The sequence below is a fragment of the Ruegeria sp. BI12 genome, from assembly GCF_056537985.1.
The window spans coordinates 237,014-262,244 of sequence record NZ_JBQFSL010000003.1 but is presented as its reverse complement, the minus strand read 5'-3'; the positions used below and the strand labels follow the sequence as shown (position 1 = coordinate 262,244).

Below are 25,231 nucleotides of genomic sequence, written 5' to 3'. Positions count from 1 at the left end.
TATCAGAATGACCACCGAGGCCCTCTATTCGCTGAAAGTCGCCAGATAGGCTGCGATGTCATCAGCGCCCTTCTTTATCTTGACGCTCATATTGGGGCGCGCGGTCTCGTCATCCAGATATTCCTGGATGAATACGATCGGGTTTTTGGAATAGGTAGCAATATTCTCTTGCGTCCAAACCAGCCCTTCCTGACCTGCGCGGATCATGTCGTCCGTGAACATTCCGATGGGCAAACGCTCGCTTCCGTTCAGGTAATCTGACTCGGTTCCGGCGATGCGACCGACGACTCCGTATAGATTCGGGCCGGTGATGCCGCCTTTGACCAGAACTTGGCCGTCTTTGATGATCGCATGACAAGAAGAGCAGCGATTGTAGAGTTTTTCGCCTTTTGCCGGATCGCCGGCCGCTATTGCCTGAGGCGAAATGGCCAGTGCGAGGGTCATGGTGGTTGCAAAGAGCTTTGACATAGGGGGCGTCCTGCTGAGGTTGAGAATTCCCCGGCCATTCTTTCATGCGCGCACAAAGTGCAATCGAAATCGATCACATCTATGTCTTTGTAAAATATCTATTTTTTATACAATATTTATCCTGCAACACATTCGTGGAAAGTGGAAATTTGCGTGGCAAAATATGGTCAGGATATTGCGATCTGATGCTCTGAATCCGGTTCGTGAGCTGATCGGAGGGCTAAACTTTCGCTATGATCGTGCAAACCGAATCACATTGAATCCGATTGTCCTTCAATGGCGGACTTTCCTGCTTAAACATGTCCAAAACTTGAAAAATTGCCTTATCTTTGTGACATGAATGCCCGGTTGTGACGTACTGCGCGCCTATGACCGCTGGACGAACGGATTTCTCCCAGCTAGATAGCCGCGATGAGACACCGCATTCGTGCGGTGCGCGAGCTATTTGCCCGTACGCGGGCGCCAGAAAACCGGAGAAAACCTCGTGTCCCACGCAGAAGACCACGAAGGCACTCGCAGAGACTTCCTCTATTACGTCGCTGGCGGCGCAGGTGTCGTTGCGACGGGTGCAGCCGTATGGCCCCTGATCAATCAAATGAACCCATCGGCAGACGTTCAGGCGCTGTCCTCGATCCGCGTGGATGTGAGCGGCGTTGAGCCAGGTACGCAGTTGACCGTGAAATGGCTGGGTAAACCTGTGTTTGTCCGCCACCGCACCGGTGCCGAGATCCAGGAAGCACAGGAGCAGGACGCCGAAGGCGTTGACGCACTGCCTGATCCGCTGGCCCGCAACTTCAACCTGAGCGCGGACGCACCTGCGACTGACGCGAACCGCGTGATGCCGTCGCCTGAGGGCGAAGCGCCGGGTGCATGGATTGTACAGATGGGTGTTTGTACGCACCTCGGCTGTGTGCCTTTGGGCGACGCCGGTGATTTTGGCGGCTGGTTTTGCCCCTGCCACGGATCGCACTATGATTTGGCCGGACGTATCCGGAAAGGTCCCGCTCCGGAAAATCTGCCTGTTCCGCCCGCGGAATGGACTGACAACACTACCATCAAGCTCGGCTAAGGGAGACCCAACTGATGTCCGGAATTCCCCACGATCATTACGAGCCGAAGACAAACGGCGAGAAGTGGCTGAATAGCCGCCTGCCCATCGTCGGCTTGCTGTATGACACCCTGATGATCCCGACCCCCAAGAACCTAAATTGGATGTGGATCTGGGGCATAGTCCTTACGTTCTGCCTGGCGTTGCAGATTGTCACCGGTATCGTTCTGGTGATGCACTACACCCCGCATGTTGATCTGGCATTTGCCAGTATCGAACACATCATGCGCAACGTGAATGGTGGCTACTTTATCCGCTACCTGCACATGAACGGCGCATCGCTGTTCTTTGTCGCGGTCTATATCCACATCTTCCGTGGTCTGTTCTACGGCTCGTACAAAGCCCCGCGTGAAATCACATGGATCATCGGTATGCTGATCTATCTGATGATGATGGGTACTGCCTTCATGGGCTACGTTCTGCCCTGGGGTCAGATGTCCTTCTGGGGTGCGACCGTGATCACCGGCCTGTTTGGCGCGATCCCGTTTGTCGGCGACGCGATCCAGACCTGGCTGCTGGGCGGACCCGCAGTGGACAACGCCACGCTGAACCGCTTCTTCTCGCTGCACTATCTGCTGCCGTTCGTGATTGCGGCGCTGGTCATCGTGCATATCTGGGCCTTCCACACTACCGGCAACAACAACCCCACGGGTGTTGAAGTACGTCGTGGTTCAAAGGCCGAGGCCGAGAAAGACACCCTGCCGTTCTGGCCCTACTTCGTGATCAAAGACCTGTTCGCACTGGCCGTGATCATGGTGGTGTTCTGGGCCGTGGTCGGGTTCATGCCGAACTATCTGGGCCACCCAGACAACTACATCGAAGCCAACCCGCTGGTCACACCTGCGCATATCGTGCCTGAATGGTACTTCCTGCCGTTCTACGCGATCCTGCGGGCCTTCACCGGTGAGGTTTGGGTCGTGCAATTCGCCAGCTTCATCACTGGTGGCATCATCGACGCCAAATTCTTTGGTGTTCTGGCGATGTTCGGTGCGATCCTGGCGATGGCGCTGGCACCCTGGCTGGATACTTCGACTGTGCGTTCGGGCAAGTACCGTCCGATGTTCAAATGGTGGTTCTATCTGCTGATCATCGACTTCTTTGCCCTGATGTGGCTGGGTGCGATGCCCGCGGAAGAGCCCTATGCGACCTTCTCGCTGATCGCATCGGCTTATTGGTTCGCTTACTTCCTGGTGATCCTGCCGATCCTGGGTGTGATCGAAAAGCCGCTGCCGCAGCCCGACACCATCGAAGAAGACTTCAACGCGCATTATGGCAAGGCTGATGCCGAAGCCACGCCGGCCGAGTAAGAAGAGGGACCGGAATCATGTTCAAGAAACTTGCAATCGGTGCCGCGTTTGCTTTGGCCCTTGCGCCTGCCTCGACCTTTGCGGCGGGTGGCGGCGAACAGCACATCGAAGACTTCCACTTCTCGTTCGAAGGCCCCTTTGGCACCTGGGATCAAAACCAGCTGCAGCGCGGGCTTCAGATCTATACCGAGGTCTGCGCAGCCTGCCACGGCCTGCGCTATGTTCCTCTGCGTGATCTCGAAGCGCTGGGATATTCGGAAGAAGAAGTTATCGCCTACTCAGCGGACAACTTCGAAGTGTTCGATCCTGAGCTGGACGATTTCCGTCCGGCCATTCCGACTGACCACTTCCCGGCCAATGACGGTGTTGGTGCACCGGACCTGAGCCTGATGGCCAAGGCCCGCGCCGGTTTCCACGGCCCCTACGGTCTGGGGATCAACCAGCTGTTCAAGGGCATGGGTGGTGCGGAATACATCGCCTCGCTGCTGGACGGTTACACCGGTGAGGAAAAAGAAGAGGCAGGCACCATCTTGTATGAGAACAAGGCTTTCCCCGGAGGCTGGATCTCGATGGCGCCGCCGCTGGCTGACGATCAGGTCGAATTCGCCGATGGCCACCCGGCCACGGTCGAAGCCCTGTCCGAGGACGTTTCAGCCTTCCTGATGTGGACTGCCGAGCCGAAAATGATGGAGCGCAAATACTCTGGGTTCGTCGGCGTGATCTTCCTGACGATGTTGTCAGTGCTGCTTTATCTGGTGAACAAGCGCCTGTGGGCAGGCGTCAAAGGCAAAAAGACCGTCTGATTTAGTGAATTCACTAAGAATCGGAGCCTCCGCACCAACTGGTTGCGGGGGCTTCTTTTTTGTCTGGGTCTAGAAAACTGAAGCTAAGTCTCCAAATACCCAAAAGACTTTGCCGCAGGAGTTGTCTATGGCTGATCAGATCGAAACCACAAACAAGCAGGTTGTTGTCCGACACTGGGACGGCAGCAAGAAGTACATGATGGCTCCAAATGAATATGTTGGAGTCGTTGTCGGCAAGGACGCATCCAACGGTGAGTACGTGATTTCAGACGGTGTTATGGCTCCTGGCGGGGCGGTGCCAGACCATTATCACAAATGGGAAGATCAGACGTTCCACATCATCGAGGGTACAGTTGAAGCCAAGATCGGGAATGCATGGGTTACTGCCAGTGCGGGCGACACCATTCACTGTCCGCGCGGCGTCTCGCACTACATGAAGAACAACAGTGATCAGGCGGTGCGAATGATCAGCTATATTTTTCCCGGCGATCGCGCCGAAGAATTCATGGCAGAAACCTCCCGGCAAAATGAAACAGGCGAACTGGATTTCGAACTGATCGAGCGGGAATTTGGCGTCGTCTACCTGTAATCGAAGCGCATGAGGCTTTAGGCCAGAAGCTGCGTTGAACCGCTGCCGGTGATTACCGCCTGAACAATTTCGCCCTCAGTCTGGGGCTTGGAGAAACGCACTTCAGTAAACTGCTCAGTCCGACCCATATGGGGGTTTTCCATCAAGATGTGATGGGTTTTGCCGACTTGGCCCTGCAGGTGTTTCTCCACCTGCGCTTCGCCCGCTGCGCGCAATTGGGCAGCGCGGCTCTTGATCACATTGCCGTTGACCTGCTGTGGAATGCGCGCGGCCGGAGTGCCTTCGCGCTTGGAATAGGGGAAGACATGAAGCCAGGTCAGATCGCACTCTGTCACCAGCTTTAGCGAGTTTTCGAAATGCTCGTCCGATTCAGTTGGAAAGCCTGCGATGATGTCGGCGCCAAAGGTCATCTCGGGGCGTAGCTTGCGAGCGTCTTCAGTGAAACGAATGGCGTCATCGCGCAGGTGGCGGCGTTTCATCCGTTTCAGGATCAGGTCATCCCCGTGCTGAAGGGACAAGTGCAGATGCGGCATCAGACGCGGTTCGGTCGCGATGGCCTGCATCAGGTTCTCGTCCACTTCGATCGAGTCGATCGAGCTGATCCGCAAACGGGGCAGGTCCGGCACCAGTTTCAGAATCCGCATCACCAAATCGCCCAGTTTGGGCCCCGCCGGCAGGTCAGCCCCCCACGAAGTCAAATCAACGCCGGTTAATACGACCTCGTTGTAACCACGGTCCACTAGCCGTTTGATCTGGTCCACTACTACGCCCGCAGGAACGCTGCGCGAGTTCCCACGGCCATAGGGAATGATGCAGAATGTGCAGCGATGGTCGCAGCCATTCTGGACCTGCACATAAGCCCGGGAGCGCGTACCAAAACCGTCAATCAGGTGGCCCGCGGTTTCAGTCACGGACATGATGTCATCGACTTGCACCGCTTCGGTTTCGCCGATGAAATCAGCGGTCATGCCAGTCCACGTCTCGGGTTGCATCTTTTCGGTGTTGCCAATGACCGCATCGACCTCGTCCATCCGGGCAAAGGTTTCGGGCTCGGTTTGGGCCGCACAGCCGGTCACGATCAACCGCGCGTCAGGGTTTTCCCGTCGCAGTTTGCGGATTTCCTGCCGGGCTTTGCGCACTGCCTCAGCCGTAACCGCGCAGGTGTTCACGATCACTGCGTCGGTCAGCCCGGCCTGCGCCGACAGCTCTTTCATCGCTTCGGTTTCATAGGCGTTCAGGCGGCAGCCCAAAGTGGTGAACTTGGGGGCACTCATCCCAGCGACTCCAGGAATTCCGATGTCAGCGTGCCCGAGAAGACGTGACAGGTGGGTCCGGTCATCCAGACGCCATCGTCGCGCCAATCGATCCAGATCGTACCGCCGTCCAGCTCAATTTGTACTGTGCGCCCGGTTAGGCCGCGACGTGCGGCTGCAACGGCCGTGGCGCAAGAGGATGAGCCTGACGCCAGCGTGATACCCACGCCACGTTCCCACACACGCATACGGATATGATCTGGTCCGATCACCTGTGCGACTTGCACATTGGTGCGCTCGGGGTAGAGCGGGTGGTACTCATAACGCGAGCCGAACTCGGCCAGAGGAATGGCCTCAGCATCGTCGACAAAGAAGGTGCAGTGTGGGTTGCCCATACCGGTCGCTGTCGGTGTACCTTCGATCGGCAATTCCAGTGTGTCGACTTCCTCCGCCAGCGGAATTTCGGCCCAATTCAATTGCGGGTGTCCCATGTTGACTGATGTCAGGCCGTTGCCAGCGTCCCGGGCGTAAAGGGTGCCGCGTTCCGTCGTCAATGTCAGCTCGGCTTTTCCCGATTCCTGCATCAGGAAACGGGCGATGCAGCGGGTGGCGTTTCCACAGGCCGCCGAGGTGGATCCATCTGAATTATAGAACACCAGATGCGCATCCGATTCGCCGTTTTCGATGATGGCAAGCTGGTCGAAACCAACGCCGAACTGACGATGCCCGATTCCCTGTGCAAGCGCTGGGGTAACCCGCGCCAAAGACGCGCGCGCATCCACAACGACAAAGTCATTGCCCAGCCCGTGCATCTTCATGAAGGGCAAACCAGTGTTCTGTAATCCTTGCATGGCGGGCATATAACCCTGCGCCCGATAGGAATCCACCCTGCGATGCAGATTCCTGAAAAAAGGGGGTTGACCCCCCTGCGCCACCTGCCTAATTAGGCCGCCTATCGGGTCGCCGGAAACACTGATTACTTTGGCGAAACGAGGTGCAATTAAGGTCTTGAACCCGGTCGGGAAAATGACTTAAAGAGCGCCACGGATCAACAAGATCCAACAAAAGAGTGGGCCGTTAGCTCAGTTGGTAGAGCAACTGACTTTTAATCAGTGGGTCGCAGGTTCGAATCCTGCACGGCTCACCACTTTTTCGAATAACTTATGTCGCTCTGCGTTCGCGTGGAAAAAGTAAAGAACTTATGTGCAGACTGTTGTTCGGCACGTGGGTTTTTGCGTGGTTGCCCAAGCGCCATGATATCTTTGAAAAATTTCAGAATCGGGAAACACACCCACGATCTATTCCTCGAAAAGCAACTTGGGAAAACACGCCTGATCTTGACAACAAATTCATCCGGCCCAGTTTCGCAAGGCGATGTCTAAAAGATTGGCGATAGTATCAAGTGGGATAAGCGGCCCGCTTAACAGTGCGGTAGAGTTTGCTAAGCAAGCAAAACTAGTCGGTTACGAGGTGTGTGTTTTTGCGCCAAAGTCGTCGTTCGATCTAATTTCACATTTCGGTCTGGAGTACGGCGAGATTCCAACTCCAAAAGTTGATGCTTTCGCAGACCTACTGACTGCAGACCAGTTAAGGACATTATCATCAAATGATCGTCTGGATTGTGCAGTGGATGCCCTTGGTGTTAATGATTTTTCTGCCTCAATGTCCCGTTTTCAACCAGATGTTATCTTTGTCGACTGTGAACTCCACGCGCACATAATAGTCAGCTTGTCTCTGGGGCCGCCGGTCATTCAGTATAGCAGTATGTTCTTGTCGCCGCCCGGATCCCAGGCGCCTCCTTTGAACAAACGCGTGTGTCCGGGTGTTGGTATGCGGGGAAGTCGAATTGGGGTCTCAATTATTTGGATGAGTTTCCTGATTTGGAAAGTGAAAAAAATTCTAAGAAACAAGTTCAAACATCAAGGTGCAGATTTTACTTCGGCGCTGCTTGAACTGGCACGGCGTTACAACGTTCCGATCGCAAGAATAAGACGGCTGATTTGCTGGCAAATGCCATGGACTTACAAGATTCCCACTGTCTTGTTTCTCCCGCGGTCCGTTGACTTGCCAACACGTCCTTACTCAGATTTTTCGTATCTCGGAGCGATGGTAATACAAAATCGTCCGGAAAAGCCTCATGATCGCGAAAAAGTGCGCAGGTTCTGTTCGGGGCAGGGCACAAAGAAACGCATTTTCGTCGGTTTCGGAACAATGATGAAGCCTAAGAGCGATCTGCTTGTTAACCTTTGGGAAGTCGCACGTAAGCATCCAGAGTGGCAGTTCCTGTTTGCTGCAGGTCAGAATTGGGAGGATGGTGGCAGTTGTGACTACCCACGAAACGTTGATGTTGTGGCGTGGGTCCCCCAACACCAGGTTTTAAAGCATGCTCATCTTGCAATAATGCACGGAGGCACAGGCGGTTTTATCGAAGCCGTTGAGGCTGCAACACCTGTTCTCTTGTATCCGCATGTCAACGATCAGCAGGGCAGCGCAGCCAGAGCTGTCTTTCATGGAATTGGTCGCGCGGGGCGCCACGCGGATACTGTCGAAAAGATCGAAAATGATATTCAAGAACTGCTGACCGACCCAAAATACAAAAAGAACTGCAAGGCATTGCAGGCTTCTTGCCAGCAGGAGAAGGTTGATGGAGGGCTGGCTGCTTTTTTGCAAAACGTCACCACCCAAAGTAACTAAAAATTCAAATAAAATAGAACATTAAGGCATTTATCAATCGACTCAAAGGGTGGCCAAGACCGCCGTCCACCGTTTGATGAAAAACAATAATGCGCTTTCTGCACTGTATTTCCGTCCAAACATTTAAATGTCAATTTCTGAATAGGATGATCCGGCCAGCTTCGACGTGCGTATTGGGTTTAGTACACCTAATCGAATACGACAGTGAACCAAGCGACGCGCCATACAAACCGCGATACCAGATGCGCTAGACTGGACTTTGCAAAAGCAAGCCCTGACGTTTCTGATGGGAACTTACGCACAGTGTGGAAAGCCGCCGGTGGATGTGGCGCTTTTGAGTTCGTTTTACCGCCAGGCCTTGGCGGTTCAATTAATAGTGCCAGTGAATTCGTTGAGGAAATGTTGCTGTTTGGTGAGTTATGCGCGGATAGCGGCTTGGCGATGGCCATAATCTCACAGATTTGGACTATTCAAAGCCCCCTTATTCGATTTGCTTCCCAAGAGCTACAAGACAGGTACTTATCGAGGCTCTTGTCCGGCGAATTGATTGGCGCATTTGCACTGACCGAACCTACGGCGGGATCTGACGCGTTGTCGCTGCAAACGACCGCTGAACACAATCGGACGGGATACATCCTGAACGGTCAAAAAGCATTTGTCGGCATGGGGCCTGTTTGCGATTTCGCGATCGTTTTCGCACAAACCGCGCCCGAGAAAGGTCGTTGGGGTTTGTCGGCCTTCGTTGTGCGCGCCGATGATGAAGGGTTTTTGCGAGCTGATAGGCAGGAAAAAGTCGGATTGAACTCCGTCCCCATGGGACAGCTTGAGTTCCGTGACTGCTGGGTTCCGGAGGCCCGCAGAATTGGACGAGAAGGCGCCGGAGCTACGATTTTACAAGCCACGCTCGACTGGGAGAGGTGCTTTATCCTAACAGCGCAAGTAGGCGCGATGCGCCGCCAATTGAACGAGTGCACTGAGCATGCCGTTTCTCGTAAGCAATTTGGCAGGTCGATCTCGGAATTCCAATCCGTTTCCAACCGCTTGGCAGACATGCGCGTACGTCTGGAAACCTGCGAACTAATGTTGGCGCGCGCGGCACAGCTTTACGATACCGGACAACCCCTGACGCAGTTTGCGGCGATGGCAAACCTTCACATTTCTGAGGCGTTTCTAAGTTCCAGCATGGATGCAATGCGAACGTTTGGCGGTCGTGGGTATCTGCAAAGTTCAAATTCAGGAACCGATGTGAATGACGCCCTCGGCGGTGTCATCTACTCGGGTACCTCGGACATTCAACGCGAAATAATTGCAAGGATGGAACTTGGAAAAAGTTCCCAACCGAAAAACGGGGGAGACTAAACCAATGCAAAACGCTGATCGCGAATCCACTACCCGCGCCGCGAATTGGACAAATTCGTTTAGTGGATCGTTGGCTGCGCTCTTTCTGTGGGTAGGCGGCTTAATTCTGGTAGCCTTCGCAACGCCGGTTCATGCCCACAAGTTCAACGAGAGCTACGTTTATTTTGACGTCACCGATGACACCCTGAGTGGCAGGATTGAAGCAACGTTGACGGATCTAACCCGAATTCAGCTAGGGGCGCCGGAGGTTTCGACGTCGCTGACTGAGGACGAAGTCCGGCAATCACAAGAGTTCTTCTTCGAATATTTCGAAAATCGCATGAAACTTTTGTCGGATGGGCAAGCCCTTCAGGTTGAATTTGACGACATCTCATTTTTTGACTCGTCGGTCGATACGTTCGCTCAACTGCATTTTACTGTCTTAGACATCGAGCAAACCCCGACAACTATCGAGATGGCCTATGACGGCCTGTTCTCTGACGTCGATCCAACCCATCGAGGTTATGCACTGATTGGTAGCAATACCCGAAACGGGATGGACGAGAACGAGGCCTACATCTCACTGATTTTCGCGCCGGGCGATGGCTCAAAGGCCCTTTACCTGAATGATGAACCGGTAGGCGATATTGCGCGGACGTTCTTTGTGCACGGCGTTTGGCACATCTGGCTTGGGTTTGATCACGTTCTGTTTTTGGTGACTCTGCTTTTGGGAGCGGTCATGCGGATCGAGAACCGGCATTGGGTTCCTTCCGAGAACATCCGCGAAAGCCTGTTGGAAACCGTCAAGATCGTAACGGTGTTCACGATCGCCCACACTATCACACTTTGTCTCGCAACCTTCGAAGTCATAACCCTGCCTGTGACGCTGGTGGAGGCGGTTATCGCTTTCTCGATCGCTGCCGTCGCCGTCGGCAACCTTGTACCTCGTTTTCACGCAAGTTCTTGGAAGGTCGTCTTTCTGTTCGGGATATTCCATGGCTTCGGTTTCGCAAATGTGCTCGAGCCACTTGGCCTCGACCCCACACGCAAGGCGCTTGGACTGGCTACATTTAATATTGGAGTTGAGGTCGGGCAACTCGCCATTGTGGTCGTTTTGTTCCCCATCTTCTTCGCCTTGCGGCGCCTGACGGCCTACCGCGTTGTGTTTTTGCAATTCGGTTCCGTCGCCCTGATCGCAATTGCAATGTTCTGGTTCTACGAGCGAACGATCGGCTGGTTCCCGCAGTTCGGTGACGCCGTTGTAATGGTGACCCAATGATCGAAGCGGGCTTGTTCCTGGACGATGCACTCAGGCGGTACGCACAAGTAACGCCCGAAGCTGCGGCGGTCAGCACGCTGGGGGAAATCACCACTTACGCTGCGCTAAACTCCAAAGTCGACAAGATTGCAAATGCACTAATCACCATGGGCATAGAACGCGGTGACAGAGTGGCTGTCTGCTCGGTCAAAGGCGCGGAAACCATCGCGGCGATTTACGCCATCCTCCGCATCGGAGGCGTTTATGTTCCGATTGACCCCGCAGCACCGACCGAGCGCATTGAGGCGCAAGTATCGATCGTTTCGGCTAGATTGGTCATCACTGACACAGCGCGCAAAACTAAGTTTTCGAGTGTTCTTTCCGAAAGCGAGCTGTTTGACATTTCACAGCCCCTGGATGATTTTTCGGGCAATCTAGAGCCCGCTTGCGGTCCGGATAGGAGTACCGAGGATCCTGCTTACATCCTTATGACATCCGGGACCACCGGCGCACCAAAGGGCATAGTCCATACCCATAAAAGCGGGTTGGCCTACGCAAAGATGGCCTCGAAACTGTGCGCGTTACGCGCGTCAGATCGAGTGAGTCACCACACCCCTATTCATTTCGACATGTCGATTTTTGATATCTTCAGCACTGCCCAGGCCGGAGCTTGCACCGTAGTTATTCCCGAAATGCATGCAAAACTACCTGCAAGCCTTTCGGAGTTGACGGAGAAGGAGAGGATCACTGTTTGGTACTCTGTCCCATATGCCCTGATCCAAATGGTAGAACGCGGCGTGCTGGAGGATCGAAACCTGGAAGCGTTGCGGATCGTCATGTTTGCCGGAGAAAAAATGCCTCCGGCTGCTTTGAAGGCGCTGTCCAAACATACCCCAAATGCGAAATTTCTGAATGCATACGGTCCGACAGAAACGAACCATTGCACGACAGCCATGATGACGCATGCAGAGTTGGACGGAGCCAGCCCGTTGCCTATTGGACGTCCGGATATTGGGGTGGCCGCTCGTATCGGCACCGGATCTGAAGACGAGGAAACCGGAGAACTCCTGATCGCTTCCGAACAGGTCATGTTGGAATACTGGCGCGATCCCGGATTAACTGACGCTGCTTTTTGCGATCTTCCGGACACCGACGGAAATGTGCGTAGATTCTACCGTACCGGCGATATCGTTCGAAGAGCGGATAACAACGAAATTTTCTTGATCGGACGCAAAGATCGCCAAGTAAAACTCAGGGGTTTTCGCATCGAACTGGATGAAGTCGAACTTGCTTTGGTCAACACTCCACTGGTTATCGAGGCGGTGGCGACAGTATGCGGCGATGAAATACATGCGTATGTCACCGGCGGTTCAAAAGAAGATCTGTCAAGCGTTCGGTCCAAAGTAGAAGCTGTTTTGCCGCGCTATGCCGTGCCTCATCACATCGAATGGCTTGAAGAAATGCCCCGCACTTCGACGGGCAAGATAGACCGCGCCAAGCTCGCCGGGCAGAAAGATGCACAGCATGCAGCCTGAAGAACAAATTCGGGCTTTGCGCGATTACGTTTGCGTCACGCTGTTGGGCGGCCAAAAAGTGACAGACGACGAAGAACTGTTGCTAAGCGGAAAGATCGACTCGTTGGGCGTCATGTCTTTGGTTTCGTTCGTCGAACAGACCTACAGCATTGAAATCCCTTTGGAGGACGTCACGCTGGAAAACCTCAGCTCTATCACTGCAATTTCCGTTTATGCCGAAAATCGGCGCATCGCAGTTTCCTGAGGTGGCCAACATGTCGCATCCATTGTCTGAAAGCCAACTGAGGTTCTGGAAAGGTCATCTTCTGCAACCGGACCTGCCTTCTTACAATATGGCTTGGCGATTTGACCTGAACTTCGAGGTGGACCCCGATGTGTTTCGACGAGCGCTTTTCGAAACGGTTCAGGACAATGAAATTCTGCGCACGGTTTTTCGAGAAGGGACTGATGCGCCCATTCAAGTTGTCAAAGATGCAGTTGAAGGGCTTCTGGAGTGTAAGGACGCCAGTCAGTCGCCTGATGCGGTAACTGAATTGGAGCGTGAGCTCGATGCGTGGGTTCAAATTCCGTTTGATCTAAGGCGTGAAACACTGCGCAGCCAACTGATCAAGTTGGCGGACGACCATTGGGTTTGGGCCGTATGTCAACATCACATCGTGTGTGATGCACAGTCCGGTGCTCTATTGTTTGATCAAGTGTCGCAACGCTATTCGGCTATCGATCATGACGGTGTTTTCACTGCTGAGCCGCTGCCAAGCTTTTTTGAAAGCCCGCCACTGCTCAACACCGCCGAGGTACTTGCGACGCCTTCGCCTTTCCACCCATCGTCCCCACCATACGGTAGTAACGCCAAGCGAGCAGGTTTTTCCAAACGTATTGCTGTGGAGATTTCGCAGGATATACAGGACACGCTTGAGCACGCTGTAACCCAATCGGAATTCCGCCTGTTCACGCCAGACTTGTCGAAGCTGGCAGTCTACCTGACGGCGTATATCGGCTATTTGCACCGGGTCACGGGCGACGACCAGATCACCATTGGGTTGCCATCCCATAACCGCTTGTCGAGCCAAGACAAAAGAACGGTGGGTCCATTTGTCGAAGTTTTGCCGTTAACTGTGGAGTTAGACGCTGAAGACACGCTGTTGGATGTACATGTAAAGGTCAAAACCGGGCTGGGCACGTTTTTGAAGCGGGCGAAACCCGGCGCGGTTGCGAATATCGACACGTCGGGCATAAGCGCCGTTTGCAACTACATTCAAGCCGAGTTTGGAAGCTTCGCCGGGAAGCCGGCAACGGTGAAATGGCTCCATAGCGGTGCGCATGACGCGGGCCATGCCATTCGTCTCCATATCATGGATTTTCAAGGAAACGGCAAGCCAGAGCTGTTCCTGGATGTACATGAGGAAATCTTAGATAACGTACTGGCTGGGGCCCTGCAGAACCATTTCCTTCGTGTCCTGAAAGCTACGGTCGAGGCTCCGGATACGCGTATAGCAGAACTGGACATAGCTGCAGATGAAAAAGATCGGGCGATTGTATTTGGAAGGCAAAACTTTGCGGGTGCGCCCGAAACAGTTTTGGACGCGTTCTCGGCACAAGTTGTCAAATCCCCGGATGAAATCGCACTGTCGTGTGGCGACGACCAGATAACTTTCCGACAACTTGACCGGCGCAGCGATCAGATTGCAGCTTACCTCATTGGCCTCGGAATCCCGCGTGGGTCTCCCATAGCGATCAATCTGCCGCGATCCATGGATTTCATTTTGGTCATGTTGGGTGTGTTGAAAGCCAGTTGCAGCTTTGTGCCCATAGCTTCAAACACACCAAACGCGCGTGCAGAACAGATTGTCAAAATATCAGGCGCTGCGGCAGTATTCGTGCCCCCTGACGATAACCGCGCTTTTGCTTGTCGCAGCTTGAACATCACACTGGTCAATGCAGATACACCACGCACTTTTGAGAGACCATCTGGCGGTGACCTTGCCTATGTTCTGTTTACCTCTGGTTCGACAGGTGTACCAAAAGGCGTTGAGGTCAATCACACAAACCTGTCACGCTACATTCACTGGGCTGCAAAGACTTTCACAGGCAACCGCCCTGCGCACTACGCATTCTTTTCTTCAATATCATTCGATCTGACACTGACGTCCTTGTTCGCGCCGTTGGCTACCGGTGGGTCGATCCGTATCTACCCGGAGCACTCCGACCCTGACCTTGCAGTGCTGGACGTGTTTACCGAAGACGCGGTGGATGTCGTGAAATTGACCCCCTCTCACCTCGCCTTGGCTTGCAAACAGGGTCATGTTGTCGAGCGTATTCAGACGCTTGTTCTGGGTGGTGAGAACCTGACATCTCAACTCTGCCGCAAAGCGACCCAAGATCTATCACCGTCCTTAACTCTGATTAATGAATACGGCCCTACAGAAGCCGTCGTCGGCGCGATGCACCACACATATGACCCCGGAACTGATACCGAGCTCTCGGTCCAAATAGGGTCTCCGGCAGCAGGTGTTTCGGTCAGTGTCAGGGATAAAGGCATGAACCTGTGCCCTATTGGTGTAACCGGAGAAATCGTTATCGGCGGCCGCTTGGCCGAGGGATATCTTGGCGCACCCTCCGAAACTCAAGGGAAATTCTTGGAGGATCCAACAGCAATTCAGGGCAAGGTTTACGGAACTGGTGATTTGGGTCGTATCAATCGAAACGGACGATTTGATTACCTTGGCCGGGCGGATCAACAAATAAAAATCGGCGGTGTCCGTTTCGAAGTCGCAGAGATTGACCGCGTTTTGCGACAATTGCCGAATGTGAATGCCGTTCATGTCTCGTTCGGATCAGTGCCGTCTACTGGCAGAAACAAGCAGTGTAAAACATGTGGCCTCACGGATTCCGTGCCCGGGGTAGATTTTGTTGAAAACGATCTGTGCCAAATTTGCGCAGAATTCGACAACTACAAAGCCCGGGCGCAGGCCTACTTTAAGGATGAACCCGCGCTACAACGCGAAATAGCGCGTGCAGCCGAAGCGAGCACCGGGAAATACGACGCGGTCATGATGCTGAGCGGTGGCAAGGACAGCACGTACGCCGCCTACCGGCTTGCTGATTACACGTCGCGGGTGCTCGCCGTGACTTTGGACAATGGCTATATCTCTGAAAAATCGAAGACGAATATTCAAAGGGTAGCAGACGATCTTGGTTGGGATCATCGCTATCTCAGCACTGACAAGATGAACCAGATATTCGTCGACAGCCTTAAAACACACTCCAACGTGTGTCAGGGTTGTTTCAAGGCGCTATACACTTTGGCGTTCCGCACGGCTTTGGCCGAAGGCGCGCCTATGGTGGTGACAGGATTGTCCAGAGGGCAGTTCTTTGAAACACGGTTGACCCCTGACCTGTTTCGCAACGCAGCCCCAACGTGCTCCCAGCTGGACGATATGGTTACCAAGGCGCGTAAAGCCTATCACGCAAAAGATGACGCGCTTTCCAAGCTTTTGGAAACGGATGACCTGAAGGATGGACGCTTTCTGGATCCGATCGAGGTGCTCGACATTTACCGCTACATCGACGTGCCCGTAGCTGAGATTTACGAGTTTCTTGATAAGGAAACTGCATGGCAACGCCCATCGGACACTGGTAGGTCGACCAATTGCCTGATCAATGACACCGGGATCCACTTGCACAAGTCACGCGAGGGGTACCACAACTACGCACTGCCCTATTCCTGGGATGTGCGCTTAGGTCACAAAACCCGCGAACAGGCATTAGAAGAGCTTAATGACGACATCGATACGCAGCGCGTCGAGGCGATCCTAGAAGAGATCGGATTTGACGAGCCCGTCAACCAACAGAAGCTATCCGTTTACGTGGCCGGTCGCAATATCGCGGAACAAGATGTTTGGCAGACACTAGAGGCCCATTTTCCAAGTGGCTTGCTGCCTGACGAAGTGGTTGTTGTGAAGGATATGCCGCTTAGCCCCAATGGAAAGGTTGATGCATCCCGTCTGCCCAATGGAAGCAGGCGGGGCGTGCAGCGCTCGGGTTTGGTTCCACCTGAGACGGAAACGGAACAAAAGTTGGCCGACATACTGTCTGCGGTGATGGGTAAACTCCAGATCGGTGCGACCGATGACTTTTTCGATCTAGGCGTCGACAGCCTTGCCGCGATAGAGATTGCTATGAAGGCCAATGAACAGGGGTATGCCCTGCCTGCGACCTCGCTGTTTGAATACCGAACCGTTCGAGCACTTGCTGCACATGCAGACAATTTGTCGTCAGTCAGCATTGGGGAAGGCCCGGAAGAAGCTCTGCTCGATCTGGACGATGATGATCTTTCAAGCATCTCGGAGGCGCTGGGCTGACATGGGATATCCGCAAGGTGTAGCCGACATTCTTCCGCTGTCTTCCGCCCAGCGCGGGATATTGTTTCATGTCGATGGCGAGGCGCAGCTACACGGACAATATGTAGCTGTAGTCAGTTGCACGTTGCGGGGCCCTCTGGACCCAGTGCAGCTGAAAGTTGCGATGGAGGCTCTTGTAAAAGCGCGCGACGTTTTCCGAACCGGTTTCATTTGGAAGGGTGTGAAGCAACCCGTTCAGGTCATCCAGGAACAGGTTAACCTGCCGTGGACCGAATTGGATTGGACTGAGCATCCAGATTTGGAACAGCGTTTCGACGACCTTCTGAAACTTGAGCAGCTACGGCAATTTGATTTGAAGAGCCCTCCTTTGATGGCAGTTACACTGATCAAGGAAGCGCAAGATTGCTGGCGGTTTGTGTGGACAATTCATCACCTTATCAGTGATGGGTGGTCGACCGGCGTTTCGATTAGAGATCTCTTCGACCTTTACCATGGAAAAAGCCCTGCCGGTTCGATTGCGCCAAGTTTCAAAACCTATCTGACCTGGCTCAAAAAACAGGGTCCACTGACGGACACTGCGTTTTGGACCGATTACTTTGTGGGCTTGGAAGCACCCTGCTTGCTTCCTGAACTGGACAGCCGAAATCAGTCTCCGACCCAAGTCTCGTACGCCGAGCGATTAGGCAGCGACTTGATGGAGAGCGTAAATCGGGCTTCGGCAGAATTGAAGGTCACAACAAATACGGTTTTGTCTGTGGCTTGGGCATTGGTCTTGCGCAGGTTTCTCGGGCAAAACGACATCGTGTTTGGTACCACGACTGCAGGACGTCCACCTGAAATCCCCAATATTTCTCAAGCCGTTGGTGCATTCATAAGCACACTGCCAGTACGTTTCAAAATCGATCCGTCCCAACCAGTGGGCGCGCTCCTGCAAGACCACGCTCGCACCGAGTTGAAACGACTTAAACATGAGCACGCCTCGCTCGCAGACGTTCAAAGCTGCGCCCCGTTCGCCAGTGGAACCCCCGTTTTCGATACGCTGTTTGTGAATGAAGGCGTTCAGAAACAAGATTTCGTCTTTGACGACATTGAGATCACTGGTCTTAAGACAGCGCAGTTCAGCAATTATCCCTTAGCGCTTCTTGTGACGCCGCAGAAAGACTTCGATGTTGAAGTCTATTTCGACCCAGAACGTATTTCCGCCGAAGCCATTCGGTCATGCCTCGAAAGCTACAAACGCGTCCTGTTTGCAATTGCTCATGATCCTACAACGCCAATATGCAATTTGATGAAAGGCGGTTCTAACCCGGTTTACATCGTACCCGCGCCAAAAGCTGAAACTGTCATTCATCGCTTCCTGCAACACGCTGACGCTTCGCCAAATGCGGTCGCAATATCTGACAACCACCAAACGGTAACTTATTCCGAACTGTCGAAACGCGCGCGGCAACTAGCCTTTTCACTGCGCAAAGCTGGTGTGACTGAAGACGATATAGTCCCTGTAGCTTTGCCACGTGGCGTGGATGCAATTGCAGCCTTTTTAGGCGTGATGATGTCAGGTGCAGCATATGTTCCGCTGGATCTGAATTATCCGGAAATTCGTCTCTCGCAGATGATGGAAACGGTCAAGCCACAGTTCATTGTGACGTCACGAGCGTCGCAAAATAACCTGCCCACGAAATCTGCTCATCCTGTTCTAATTGACGTGATCGACCAAGCGATCCACCCGGACGAAGTTAAGCTGGGTGCGCGTGCCTATGTCATGTTCACGTCCGGGTCAGAAAACAAACCCAAAGGTGTTGAGATTTCTCACTCGGCGTTGGCCGCATCAACGATCGCGCGAGATGAGGTTTACTGTGCTGCGCCAGAAGTCTACCTATTGCTGTCCTCTTTGGCGTTTGACAGCTCTGTTGCCGGAATTTACTGGACACTTTGCACTGGTGGGCATTTGGTCGTCGCCGAGACACGCGCCGAGCAAAATCCGAACCAGTTAGGAGAATTGATCTCCCGACACAGGGTGACCCATACTTTGTGCTTGCCGAGTCTGGCTCGCGCGCTTCTGATGTCTGTACCGCAAAGTGATTTGCAAAGCCTGCAGGTTCTAATCGCTGCAGGAGAGGCACTCTACGACAGCTTGCCTCACGAATTAAAAGAGTTGCTGCCCAATTGCGTATTGATGAATGAGTATGGGCCGACGGAGGGTACGGTTTGGTGCACTTCGTTTGATGCTACCGCTTTTGAAGAGGGCCCGATTGTTCCAATTGGGAAGGCAATTCCAGGAACCTGGGTGGGCGTCTTCGATAACGATGATTGTCCCGCTGAACCGGGGATGACCGGTGAAATCATTGTTGCTGGCGACACAGTCGCAAATGGCTATCTACACGATACGGAACAAACACAAAATCGGTTCTTTGAAATTGGGGATGAAGGGATCCGGGCGTATAGAACAGGCGATCTTGGGGTTGTTGACGCCTCGGGATGCATCACATTCTTGGGCCGCCGTGACAAACAAGTCAAAATACGCGGACATCGAGTCGAGCTTTCGGAAATTGAGGCTGCTGCTCAAATTGTCACTGAACAACGCCGTATAGCTGCCGTTTCGTTGGCGCTTGCGGGCTCCAACAGTATTATCTTGGCGATAGAATGCGAACCCAGCGACCCGATTTGTGAGGCCACCGCACGTCACATTGAGGCCAGTCTTCCAGAACCGTTCCATCCAAGTTCGGTTGTTGGTGTTGAAGTGTTTCCTATCCTTCCGAACGGAAAGTTGGATCAAAACGCACTCAAGGCCATAGTCACCGAGCACCTGCAATCCCACGTGGGCGCACCCCCGAAGACAGAGCTTGAGGAGCAAATAGCCTTAATTTTTTCCGAAACGCTGAATACGCCATGTCAGACGAGAAACGGCAATTTCTTTGATTTGGGTGGCGACAGTTTGGCGACGCTTTCGGCTTATGCCAGGGGTTGCGAGCAAGGAATTCACTTTGAACCAACCGATCTTTTTAGTTGCCCAACAGTTGCTGAATTGGCCAAAAGGGTAGCCGGAAGACGCGCGGGTGAGGTGTTCTCTGGGAGCGAAAACGCTATTCAGATTTCCAGCCAAGGAACGAGCAAAACAACAGTCTTAATTGTACATTGCTCTGTCAATTTCAGCCGGTATATGGCCCGAAGCTTGGGTCCAGACCATTCTGTTGTCCATATCCCAAGCCATCGGACAGAAGGTACTCCCGTTCCGTTTGACTGGTCTGTCAGCGACTTGGCATCCGAAGCTATTTCCAATCTTAAACAGACCAATAAGACCGGTCCATTTGTTCTGTGCGGGTATTCCGCCGGATGTCCGATTGCCATGGAAATGGCAAGGCAATTGGGGCAGGAAAAAACCCTTGGTATGGTCCTTTTGGATCCTCCATTCAAAATGGTCGGGGCAGAACCTGAATTGCAGCCCTTGTACTTTCGCACGTACAAAAGACTGCGCTACATCATCAAAGGCTGGAAGCGCCACTTTAGAGCACGGCGCGTCGTTCCTGAAATCAAGCGCATTCTAGCTGAGCAACCTGAAGCCGAAGAAGCAAGGATCAGGGGTGTCGAAATTGCCCACGAATTGGCAATCAGTGATTTTCGCGTGCCTCGCTTTGATCCCCCGGCACACGTGTTTTTGTCACGCGGCAATCCCTCTCTGAGGGGCGGTGACGTTTTGGATACGCACTTACGCGACAAACGCCTTTACAGCCTGGACATGAAGCATGTGGAACTCATGAGCCGACCGGACGTTTTTGCATCGATCGCTTCTGTAATTTCGGAATGCGTAGACCAAAGAACTCGATAGTTTCAAGACTCTAACAACACAATCAAGCTGTCTTATCTCAATGACATACGGCAATGTCGATTTGTCATTTGGTGAGTTTCGCGTGCTCCAGTTCCTCAAAACAGCCCCGGCAACCATCTAGCGCAGCGCATCGTGGCAAAAGATATGAGTTGGGCGCCGAGTAAATCCCATCAAAAGAAATAAATTACAATTGTGTATGGTTCATTATGGCGCGGCGTGGAGAGCGCTGGAATAGCCATTTTAACTAACTTTTGATCGGTGGGTCGCAGGTTCGAATCCTGCACGGCTCACCACATCTTAAATTATCCATCCTTGCTACAAAGTGATCAAAGAAGCGCCGTAGCATTCATTGTATGTAGGGATCTGATTTCAGTCGAAAGAAAATAGTGGATCGTTCGTCCGTTCACCGCTTGGGAATGGACTCATCCTGAACAACTGCGAAACGAGTATTTAGCCTAAGAAGCCCCCTTTTGTTTTAAGTGATCTGCAAGGCGAATCGATAGGGACATCATCATTAGTGTTGGATTTGCGTGTCCCGTCGTTGGCATAACGGAACCGCCGGCAGCATAAAGTCCCTCAATATCTCGAATTCTCAAATCAGTTGTAACGACCCCTTCCCTTGGTGACAGTGACATTCGCGTGGTCCCCATGGTGTGCCCGACATCAAACATATCCGCCTGATCCGGCTTTCCATTGCGCAGCCACTCGGAAACCTGAGGGGACGGTAAGCCGCATTTCTTGAACTCGGAAACAAAGTTCTTCCCCATTTGAAGCAGTGTGTGGCGCTCTTCAAAACCGGTCGACCAGTTTACCTTGGGTAGGTGTTGTCCCAGTTGATCTTGACGGTCTGAAAGCACGACTCTGTTTTCAGGATTGGGCGCTTGTTCGATTATTGCATGGGCCACGATGCCATCCAGCTTGTGTGGGAGCCCTCGATAACGAAATTCGCGGACAGAGGAATTTGGAATGAGTGCAGCAGCAGCTTCGGCGATCTGATTGCGAACGGATTTGGGGAGCTTTCCGCTATTCAGTGCTTTCATTCCAGCGGCCTTAAGAGCAAAAACCGGGCTTCGCGCCACAAACATCACGTCTTGCAATCTGGATTGGCTCTTGCCGCCCAATAACCGACCTAACGCACTGACCGGATCTTCCTGAGAGCGTTCCTCCAGAAAAAAGATAGCGCCGTTTAACAGCCTTTCGGTTCGCTGAATTACCGGGGAGGTAGCAAGCCCACTAGAGTACATATGCGTGCGCCCACTTGCGGGGAGGTCAAAAAAGCCAAATCGCTGCGTCATTCTCTGTGCGTCGGAGGCGTCAAAATAACCGATTTCCGCCTGTAGATGGTCACAAAGATAGCGTCCGACCAAGTCGAAACGGTTGCCCAAGCCATTTGGGTGAACATCGTTGGATACCAGCAGCAACCTTGCGTTTTCGATAGCTCCTGCTGACAGGACGCATCTTTCCGCACGGATTGTAACATTACGGATTTCTGGCGACAGCGTTGCAAAATTAACGCTTTCGAAACGGGTTCAAGTAGTGTCGACGTTTATCTTAGTTGCAGTAGCGTTGAGCAGAACACGCACGTTTTTGGCGGCCAAATTGGCGAATTCGCTCCCCATTCGCAAAAGGTCGAGAGGGTTTTCTCTGCCACGCGAAAACTGCCAGAAACAATCCTCGAATACCGCCGGGTCGATTGAAGGTTGCGCCGGAGTCGTCCCTAAAAGCTCCCACAAAGCAGAGTCTTATACCTGTGGACCAAGGTTAAGTATTTGTCCGGCTCGCTCGATATATGGTGCAAGCTTGCGCTTTGAAATCGGCCAGTCCGAGCCTGTAACCCATTCCCGCTGCTGATAGTCGATTTCGCTGAAAGCTGCAGACTTCCCAGCCCACGCCAATGTGGACCCACCGAGGCCGCTACACCGGACGCCGAATGGCTGGCTGTCTTGATCCCAATGTGTCGCCAGACCTGAATTGAATTTGGCCCGAGCTTGGGATCGAACTGCATCGGGCATGTCCACGGTGTTGAGCGCTGAATGTTCAGGTGTTTCTTGTTGCAGACCACTTTCGGCCACGACCACATTTAGACCTGACTCGATCAACTCTCGGGCATTGGACAAACCGTAGGCTCCGCCGTCGACGATCAGTACGTCTGTTCGGATCACCTATTCATACGGTACATCTTGAAGTTGAATAATTTCCATATTGTTGTGTTGGAGCGCTTTTTATCTGGCGCGATTGGAAAAAGTTAATTGGTGGATTTTGCGAGTAAATTAGAGATGAATATTGGAAAATTCTTTTAGCGATCTCTAAACCTTCGCACGGCCATCCCAAACCAGGGACAGAGGGACGGTCGCGTACAGCGTTTGGGATTTAGTGAGTGGTTGGCAGCGGGAACAGCGATCGCTCGGGGTGATCTGCTTCGAATCTCTGGGTCTGGCCAATATTGTCGTCGTTTTGAGCAACGATTGTCCGAACTGACCGGTGCGAAACAAACGCTGATGGTTAACAGCAGAACTTTGGCCCTTACCGTGGCCCTTGCATCTTTGGGTGTCGGGTCCGGTGATGAGGTACTGGTTCTTGCATATACATGGATGGCAAGCGCTGCGGCAGTCGTCCACGTTGGGGCGGTGCCAATTCTGGTCGAAATTGATGAGACTCAGGCAATTGATCCAAAGGACATAGAAAACAATATTTCACCCTACACACGGGCGATTTTGCCAGTGCACATGAGCAACCGCCCGTGCAACATGGACGCAATACTTAAAACCGCGAAGAAACACGGTTTATTGGTTGTAGAGGATGCGTGCCAGGCAGTCGGGATAAAGTACAGGGGTCAGTACTGCGGAGCAATTGGCGACGCCGGCGCCTTCAGTTTCAATCAGCACAAAAACATAACCATCGGCGAAAGCGGCGCAGTTTTGTTAAGCAGCGATCACGACTACTTTCGTGCGTTTAACTACCACGACATCGGGATTTCTATCGGAATGATGCGTTTACCGAACCCTCTCCTTTGTTCATTGGGCTGAGTCTGCGGGCAAACGAGATTTCTGGTGCCATGATGAATACGCAACTGTCTAAACTGCACCGCGTTATCTCACGTATGAAGCGGCGATACGAGGTGGTGACAGAAGCGCTAGAAAAAGGTCGCTTCCCCCTCGCTCCACAAAATGACCCCGAGAATGCACTTGGTGTCGTCGTTACATTTGATACGGAAAACGAAGCCGAGGCTTTTGCCGAACGCCGCGGGGTTAGTCGTGTTTTTGACAGCACTAAGCACGTTTATTCAAACTGGGATCCGATCCTTGAAAAAAGGACCTTCCATCCAAAGGTCGATCCTTGGGCATGGGCGCAGCGACCGATCGAATATGCTCCGGACATGTGCCCGCGAACACTGGATATTTTGCGGCGCAGTTGCCGGGTCGGGATTGGAGAGCGATATCCACTCGCATTGGTAAAAATGGTCGCGCGCGATTTTTCCAAAGAATAATTTCATGCGTCTCAGGCTTTGGTTTGCGCGATTGTGAAAGTAGGTATCTAGATTGAACCGGGGCCAAAGTTGATGCGCAAAGCACCGTCTTACGGCCTGAACTGAAATGCAGTCGACATCCAAAACTGTATCGAGAATTCAAAAATTGTCCTTCTTCACCTCTGAAAGAAACGTGCTGCTTCCAATGATTTAGGGAAACAGCATCTACTTGCAAAAGCGGCAGCAGTCTTATGTCGAAACTTGATCTGTTTTGCGAGCACGTCAAAAAATCGTAGAGTCGTCAATATACAAATGAATAGTGATTGATATGCGTGTGCGTCTGATGCCCCGGTAAAAGGTTCTTTATGGATAACAATGTAAAAAGTCCGCGCAGGTATGTTCCGCTAGACTACTCGTTTCGTTTCAAACGTAACAAGTCTACCGGCCTACCGTTTTTTCTCGATAATCTTGGCGATGATTTGCTGTTGGTTCTGTTGGCATTCGTGCCATTTTCATCGGATCCAATCAGCGTCGCCCTAGCCATTTTTTTCTTCCACATTTCTTTCTGGACCGTCTACGAGATCGGCTACTTCGAAAACGACGCCGTGTCGGCAAGCCTTGAACATGAAGCCAAGGTAACGCCTGGCTTTGACAGGGCCGCGACGTACTTCTCCGAACGCCAGGCTTGGTTGTGGGCGGTGGCGTTTGCGGCGCCTGGGGCATTGCTGGTTGCGTGGGTTACAGAACCTGAAGCAATCGGGCTATTTGTACTCTTATACCTGCTTACTTGGATCGCTTTACTGGGTTGTCTTCGGGCGGTCTATTATGCGTACAACCGTATCGATAAGTTGAGCCGCGTATGGGTCTATTTACCCTTACAGATCCTGAAATACGGGTTTCCGTTGCTGTTCTTTTACCTGCCTGCTGCGGGAGCAGCCCTCATATTTGCGCAATGCCTGCGCCGTTGGGTGCCATACATCGTGTACCGATACGGACGCAGTGGCCTTGTAGGACTTCCGTCTAAAGTGTTGCGAATACTCTCGTTCTTGTCGATCTGGCTGTTGTTGTTGCCATCCAATCTGAGCGAAAGCTACCTTATTCAAGGGGGCATTATTCTGGGGTGGCTCTGCTTGCGAGGGTTCAAGCAAACAAGAAAAGTGGTACGTGAGATGCAGCATGTGCAGCACGACAAATGGTCGTCTTCAGGCAGTATGGACAGTTAATG

Annotated in this window: 19 protein-coding genes, 1 tRNA gene and 1 pseudogene; 16 read left to right on the top strand and 5 right to left on the bottom strand. The window is 52.8% G+C overall.

Features of this window, described 5'->3' with window-relative positions; all coding sequences use genetic code 11:
• Positions 1 to 24: 24 nt before the first annotated feature.
• A complete protein-coding gene (locus ACR0AK_RS20190; RefSeq protein WP_480794724.1) occupies positions 25 to 468 on the bottom strand; it encodes a c-type cytochrome in 444 nt (147 codons plus the stop codon).
• 484 nt (positions 469 to 952) lie between these two features.
• On the opposite strand from ACR0AK_RS20190, the gene petA reads away from it, so the two are divergent.
• From petA to ACR0AK_RS20170, 4 genes are all read left to right on the top strand, one after another.
• Entirely contained in the window at positions 953 to 1,537 is a 585-nt protein-coding gene (petA, locus tag ACR0AK_RS20185) for a ubiquinol-cytochrome c reductase iron-sulfur subunit (protein ID WP_170561694.1), read from the top strand.
• Between the two features lie 14 nt (positions 1,538 to 1,551).
• On the top strand, positions 1,552 to 2,883 hold the full coding sequence (petB, locus tag ACR0AK_RS20180) for a cytochrome b (RefSeq protein ID WP_170561697.1): 1,332 nt from the start codon (positions 1,552 to 1,554) through the stop codon (positions 2,881 to 2,883).
• 17 nt (positions 2,884 to 2,900) lie between these two features.
• Entirely contained in the window at positions 2,901 to 3,686 is a 786-nt protein-coding gene (locus ACR0AK_RS20175) for a cytochrome c1 (protein WP_480794723.1), read from the top strand.
• Positions 3,687 to 3,813: 127 nt separating this feature from the next.
• Positions 3,814 to 4,275 carry a cupin domain-containing protein gene (locus ACR0AK_RS20170; protein ID WP_170561703.1) on the top strand — a complete coding sequence of 154 codons (462 nt, stop codon included), beginning with the start codon at positions 3,814 to 3,816 and terminating at the stop codon, positions 4,273 to 4,275.
• 17 nt (positions 4,276 to 4,292) lie between these two features.
• Here the strand turns inward: ACR0AK_RS20170 and mtaB are convergent, their stop codons facing one another.
• Positions 4,293 to 5,549, bottom strand: coding sequence for a tRNA (N(6)-L-threonylcarbamoyladenosine(37)-C(2))-methylthiotransferase MtaB (gene mtaB / locus ACR0AK_RS20165; protein WP_480794722.1), 1,257 nt, complete (start codon positions 5,547 to 5,549; stop codon positions 4,293 to 4,295).
• Entirely contained in the window at positions 5,546 to 6,388 is an 843-nt protein-coding gene (gene dapF, locus ACR0AK_RS20160) for a diaminopimelate epimerase (RefSeq protein ID WP_480794721.1), read from the bottom strand. Before dapF ends, mtaB begins: the two co-directional genes overlap by 4 nt.
• 211 nt (positions 6,389 to 6,599) lie before the next feature.
• Between dapF and ACR0AK_RS20155 the strand changes: the two genes are divergently transcribed.
• From ACR0AK_RS20155 to ACR0AK_RS20115, 9 genes and pseudogenes are all read left to right on the top strand, one after another.
• Positions 6,600 to 6,675: transfer RNA gene (locus tag ACR0AK_RS20155), tRNA-Lys, on the top strand.
• Positions 6,676 to 6,902: 227 nt separating this feature from the next.
• Positions 6,903 to 8,222, top strand: a complete 1,320-nt coding sequence (locus ACR0AK_RS20150) for a glycosyltransferase (protein ID WP_480794720.1) — start codon at positions 6,903 to 6,905, stop codon at positions 8,220 to 8,222.
• A gap of 204 nt (positions 8,223 to 8,426) precedes the next feature.
• A pseudogene (locus ACR0AK_RS20145) lies at positions 8,427 to 8,753 on the top strand (acyl-CoA dehydrogenase family protein); the annotation flags it as partial.
• Positions 8,754 to 9,581, top strand: a complete 828-nt coding sequence (locus ACR0AK_RS20140; protein WP_480794876.1) for an acyl-CoA dehydrogenase family protein — start codon at positions 8,754 to 8,756, stop codon at positions 9,579 to 9,581. It abuts the pseudogene before it with no gap.
• Positions 9,582 to 9,651: 70 nt separating this feature from the next.
• The gene (locus ACR0AK_RS20135) at positions 9,652 to 10,839 is read left to right on the top strand and encodes a HupE/UreJ family protein (RefSeq protein WP_480794719.1); all 1,188 of its coding nucleotides are present in this window, start codon (positions 9,652 to 9,654) and stop codon (positions 10,837 to 10,839) included.
• Complete coding sequence (locus ACR0AK_RS20130) at positions 10,836 to 12,353, top strand: amino acid adenylation domain-containing protein (RefSeq protein ID WP_480794718.1); 1,518 nt, start codon at positions 10,836 to 10,838, stop codon at positions 12,351 to 12,353. The genes ACR0AK_RS20135 and ACR0AK_RS20130 overlap by 4 nt, the downstream gene beginning before the upstream one ends.
• On the top strand, positions 12,343 to 12,597 hold the full coding sequence (locus ACR0AK_RS20125; RefSeq protein WP_480794717.1) for an acyl carrier protein: 255 nt from the start codon (positions 12,343 to 12,345) through the stop codon (positions 12,595 to 12,597). The genes ACR0AK_RS20130 and ACR0AK_RS20125 overlap by 11 nt, the downstream gene beginning before the upstream one ends.
• A 10-nt stretch (positions 12,598 to 12,607) precedes the next feature.
• Positions 12,608 to 16,714 carry an amino acid adenylation domain-containing protein gene (locus ACR0AK_RS20120; RefSeq protein WP_480794716.1) on the top strand — a complete coding sequence of 1,369 codons (4,107 nt, stop codon included), beginning with the start codon at positions 12,608 to 12,610 and terminating at the stop codon, positions 16,712 to 16,714.
• Positions 16,611 to 20,540 (top strand): amino acid adenylation domain-containing protein, encoded by a 3,930-nt coding sequence (locus tag ACR0AK_RS20115; protein WP_480794875.1) that lies wholly within the window; start codon positions 16,611 to 16,613, stop codon positions 20,538 to 20,540. The genes ACR0AK_RS20120 and ACR0AK_RS20115 overlap by 104 nt, the downstream gene beginning before the upstream one ends.
• A 455-nt stretch (positions 20,541 to 20,995) precedes the next feature.
• Here the strand turns inward: ACR0AK_RS20115 and ACR0AK_RS20110 are convergent, their stop codons facing one another.
• On the bottom strand, positions 20,996 to 21,961 hold the full coding sequence (locus ACR0AK_RS20110; protein ID WP_480794715.1) for a GMC oxidoreductase: 966 nt from the start codon (positions 21,959 to 21,961) through the stop codon (positions 20,996 to 20,998).
• 321 nt (positions 21,962 to 22,282) lie between these two features.
• Positions 22,283 to 22,702, bottom strand: a complete 420-nt coding sequence (locus tag ACR0AK_RS20105; RefSeq protein ID WP_480794714.1) for a hypothetical protein — start codon at positions 22,700 to 22,702, stop codon at positions 22,283 to 22,285.
• Positions 22,703 to 22,903: 201 nt separating this feature from the next.
• On the opposite strand from ACR0AK_RS20105, the gene ACR0AK_RS20100 reads away from it, so the two are divergent.
• The 3 genes from ACR0AK_RS20100 to ACR0AK_RS20090 all read left to right on the top strand — a co-directional run bounded on the left by ACR0AK_RS20100 (position 22,904) and on the right by ACR0AK_RS20090 (position 25,229).
• Entirely contained in the window at positions 22,904 to 23,566 is a 663-nt protein-coding gene (locus ACR0AK_RS20100; protein ID WP_480794713.1) for an aminotransferase class V-fold PLP-dependent enzyme, read from the top strand.
• 32 nt (positions 23,567 to 23,598) lie between these two features.
• On the top strand, positions 23,599 to 24,027 hold the full coding sequence (locus tag ACR0AK_RS20095; RefSeq protein ID WP_480794712.1) for a hypothetical protein: 429 nt from the start codon (positions 23,599 to 23,601) through the stop codon (positions 24,025 to 24,027).
• 344 nt (positions 24,028 to 24,371) lie between these two features.
• Positions 24,372 to 25,229 (top strand): hypothetical protein, encoded by an 858-nt coding sequence (locus ACR0AK_RS20090; protein ID WP_480794711.1) that lies wholly within the window; start codon positions 24,372 to 24,374, stop codon positions 25,227 to 25,229.
• The last annotated feature ends 2 nt before the right edge of the window (positions 25,230 to 25,231 follow it).

What these genes read in the sequence shown, in the direction of transcription:
- ACR0AK_RS20125 (WP_480794717.1), top strand. Translation starts at nt 12,343, where the DNA reads ATGCAGCCTGAAGAACAAATTCGGGCTTTGCGCGATTACGTTTGCGTC.
- dapF (WP_480794721.1), bottom strand. Translation starts at nt 6,388, where the DNA reads ATGCCCGCCATGCAAGGATTACAGAACACTGGTTTGCCCTTCATGAAG.
- ACR0AK_RS20170 (WP_170561703.1), top strand. Translation starts at nt 3,814, where the DNA reads ATGGCTGATCAGATCGAAACCACAAACAAGCAGGTTGTTGTCCGACAC.
- ACR0AK_RS20175 (WP_480794723.1), top strand. Translation starts at nt 2,901, where the DNA reads ATGTTCAAGAAACTTGCAATCGGTGCCGCGTTTGCTTTGGCCCTTGCG.
- ACR0AK_RS20150 (WP_480794720.1), top strand. Translation starts at nt 6,903, where the DNA reads ATGTCTAAAAGATTGGCGATAGTATCAAGTGGGATAAGCGGCCCGCTT.
- mtaB (WP_480794722.1), bottom strand. Translation starts at nt 5,549, where the DNA reads ATGAGTGCCCCCAAGTTCACCACTTTGGGCTGCCGCCTGAACGCCTAT.
- ACR0AK_RS20120 (WP_480794716.1), top strand. Translation starts at nt 12,608, where the DNA reads ATGTCGCATCCATTGTCTGAAAGCCAACTGAGGTTCTGGAAAGGTCAT.
- ACR0AK_RS20115 (WP_480794875.1), top strand. Translation starts at nt 16,611, where the DNA reads ATGCAGACAATTTGTCGTCAGTCAGCATTGGGGAAGGCCCGGAAGAAG.
- ACR0AK_RS20090 (WP_480794711.1), top strand. Translation starts at nt 24,372, where the DNA reads ATGGATAACAATGTAAAAAGTCCGCGCAGGTATGTTCCGCTAGACTAC.
- petB (WP_170561697.1), top strand. Translation starts at nt 1,552, where the DNA reads ATGTCCGGAATTCCCCACGATCATTACGAGCCGAAGACAAACGGCGAG.
- ACR0AK_RS20190 (WP_480794724.1), bottom strand. Translation starts at nt 468, where the DNA reads ATGTCAAAGCTCTTTGCAACCACCATGACCCTCGCACTGGCCATTTCG.
- ACR0AK_RS20130 (WP_480794718.1), top strand. Translation starts at nt 10,836, where the DNA reads ATGATCGAAGCGGGCTTGTTCCTGGACGATGCACTCAGGCGGTACGCA.
- ACR0AK_RS20095 (WP_480794712.1), top strand. Translation starts at nt 23,599, where the DNA reads ATGAATACGCAACTGTCTAAACTGCACCGCGTTATCTCACGTATGAAG.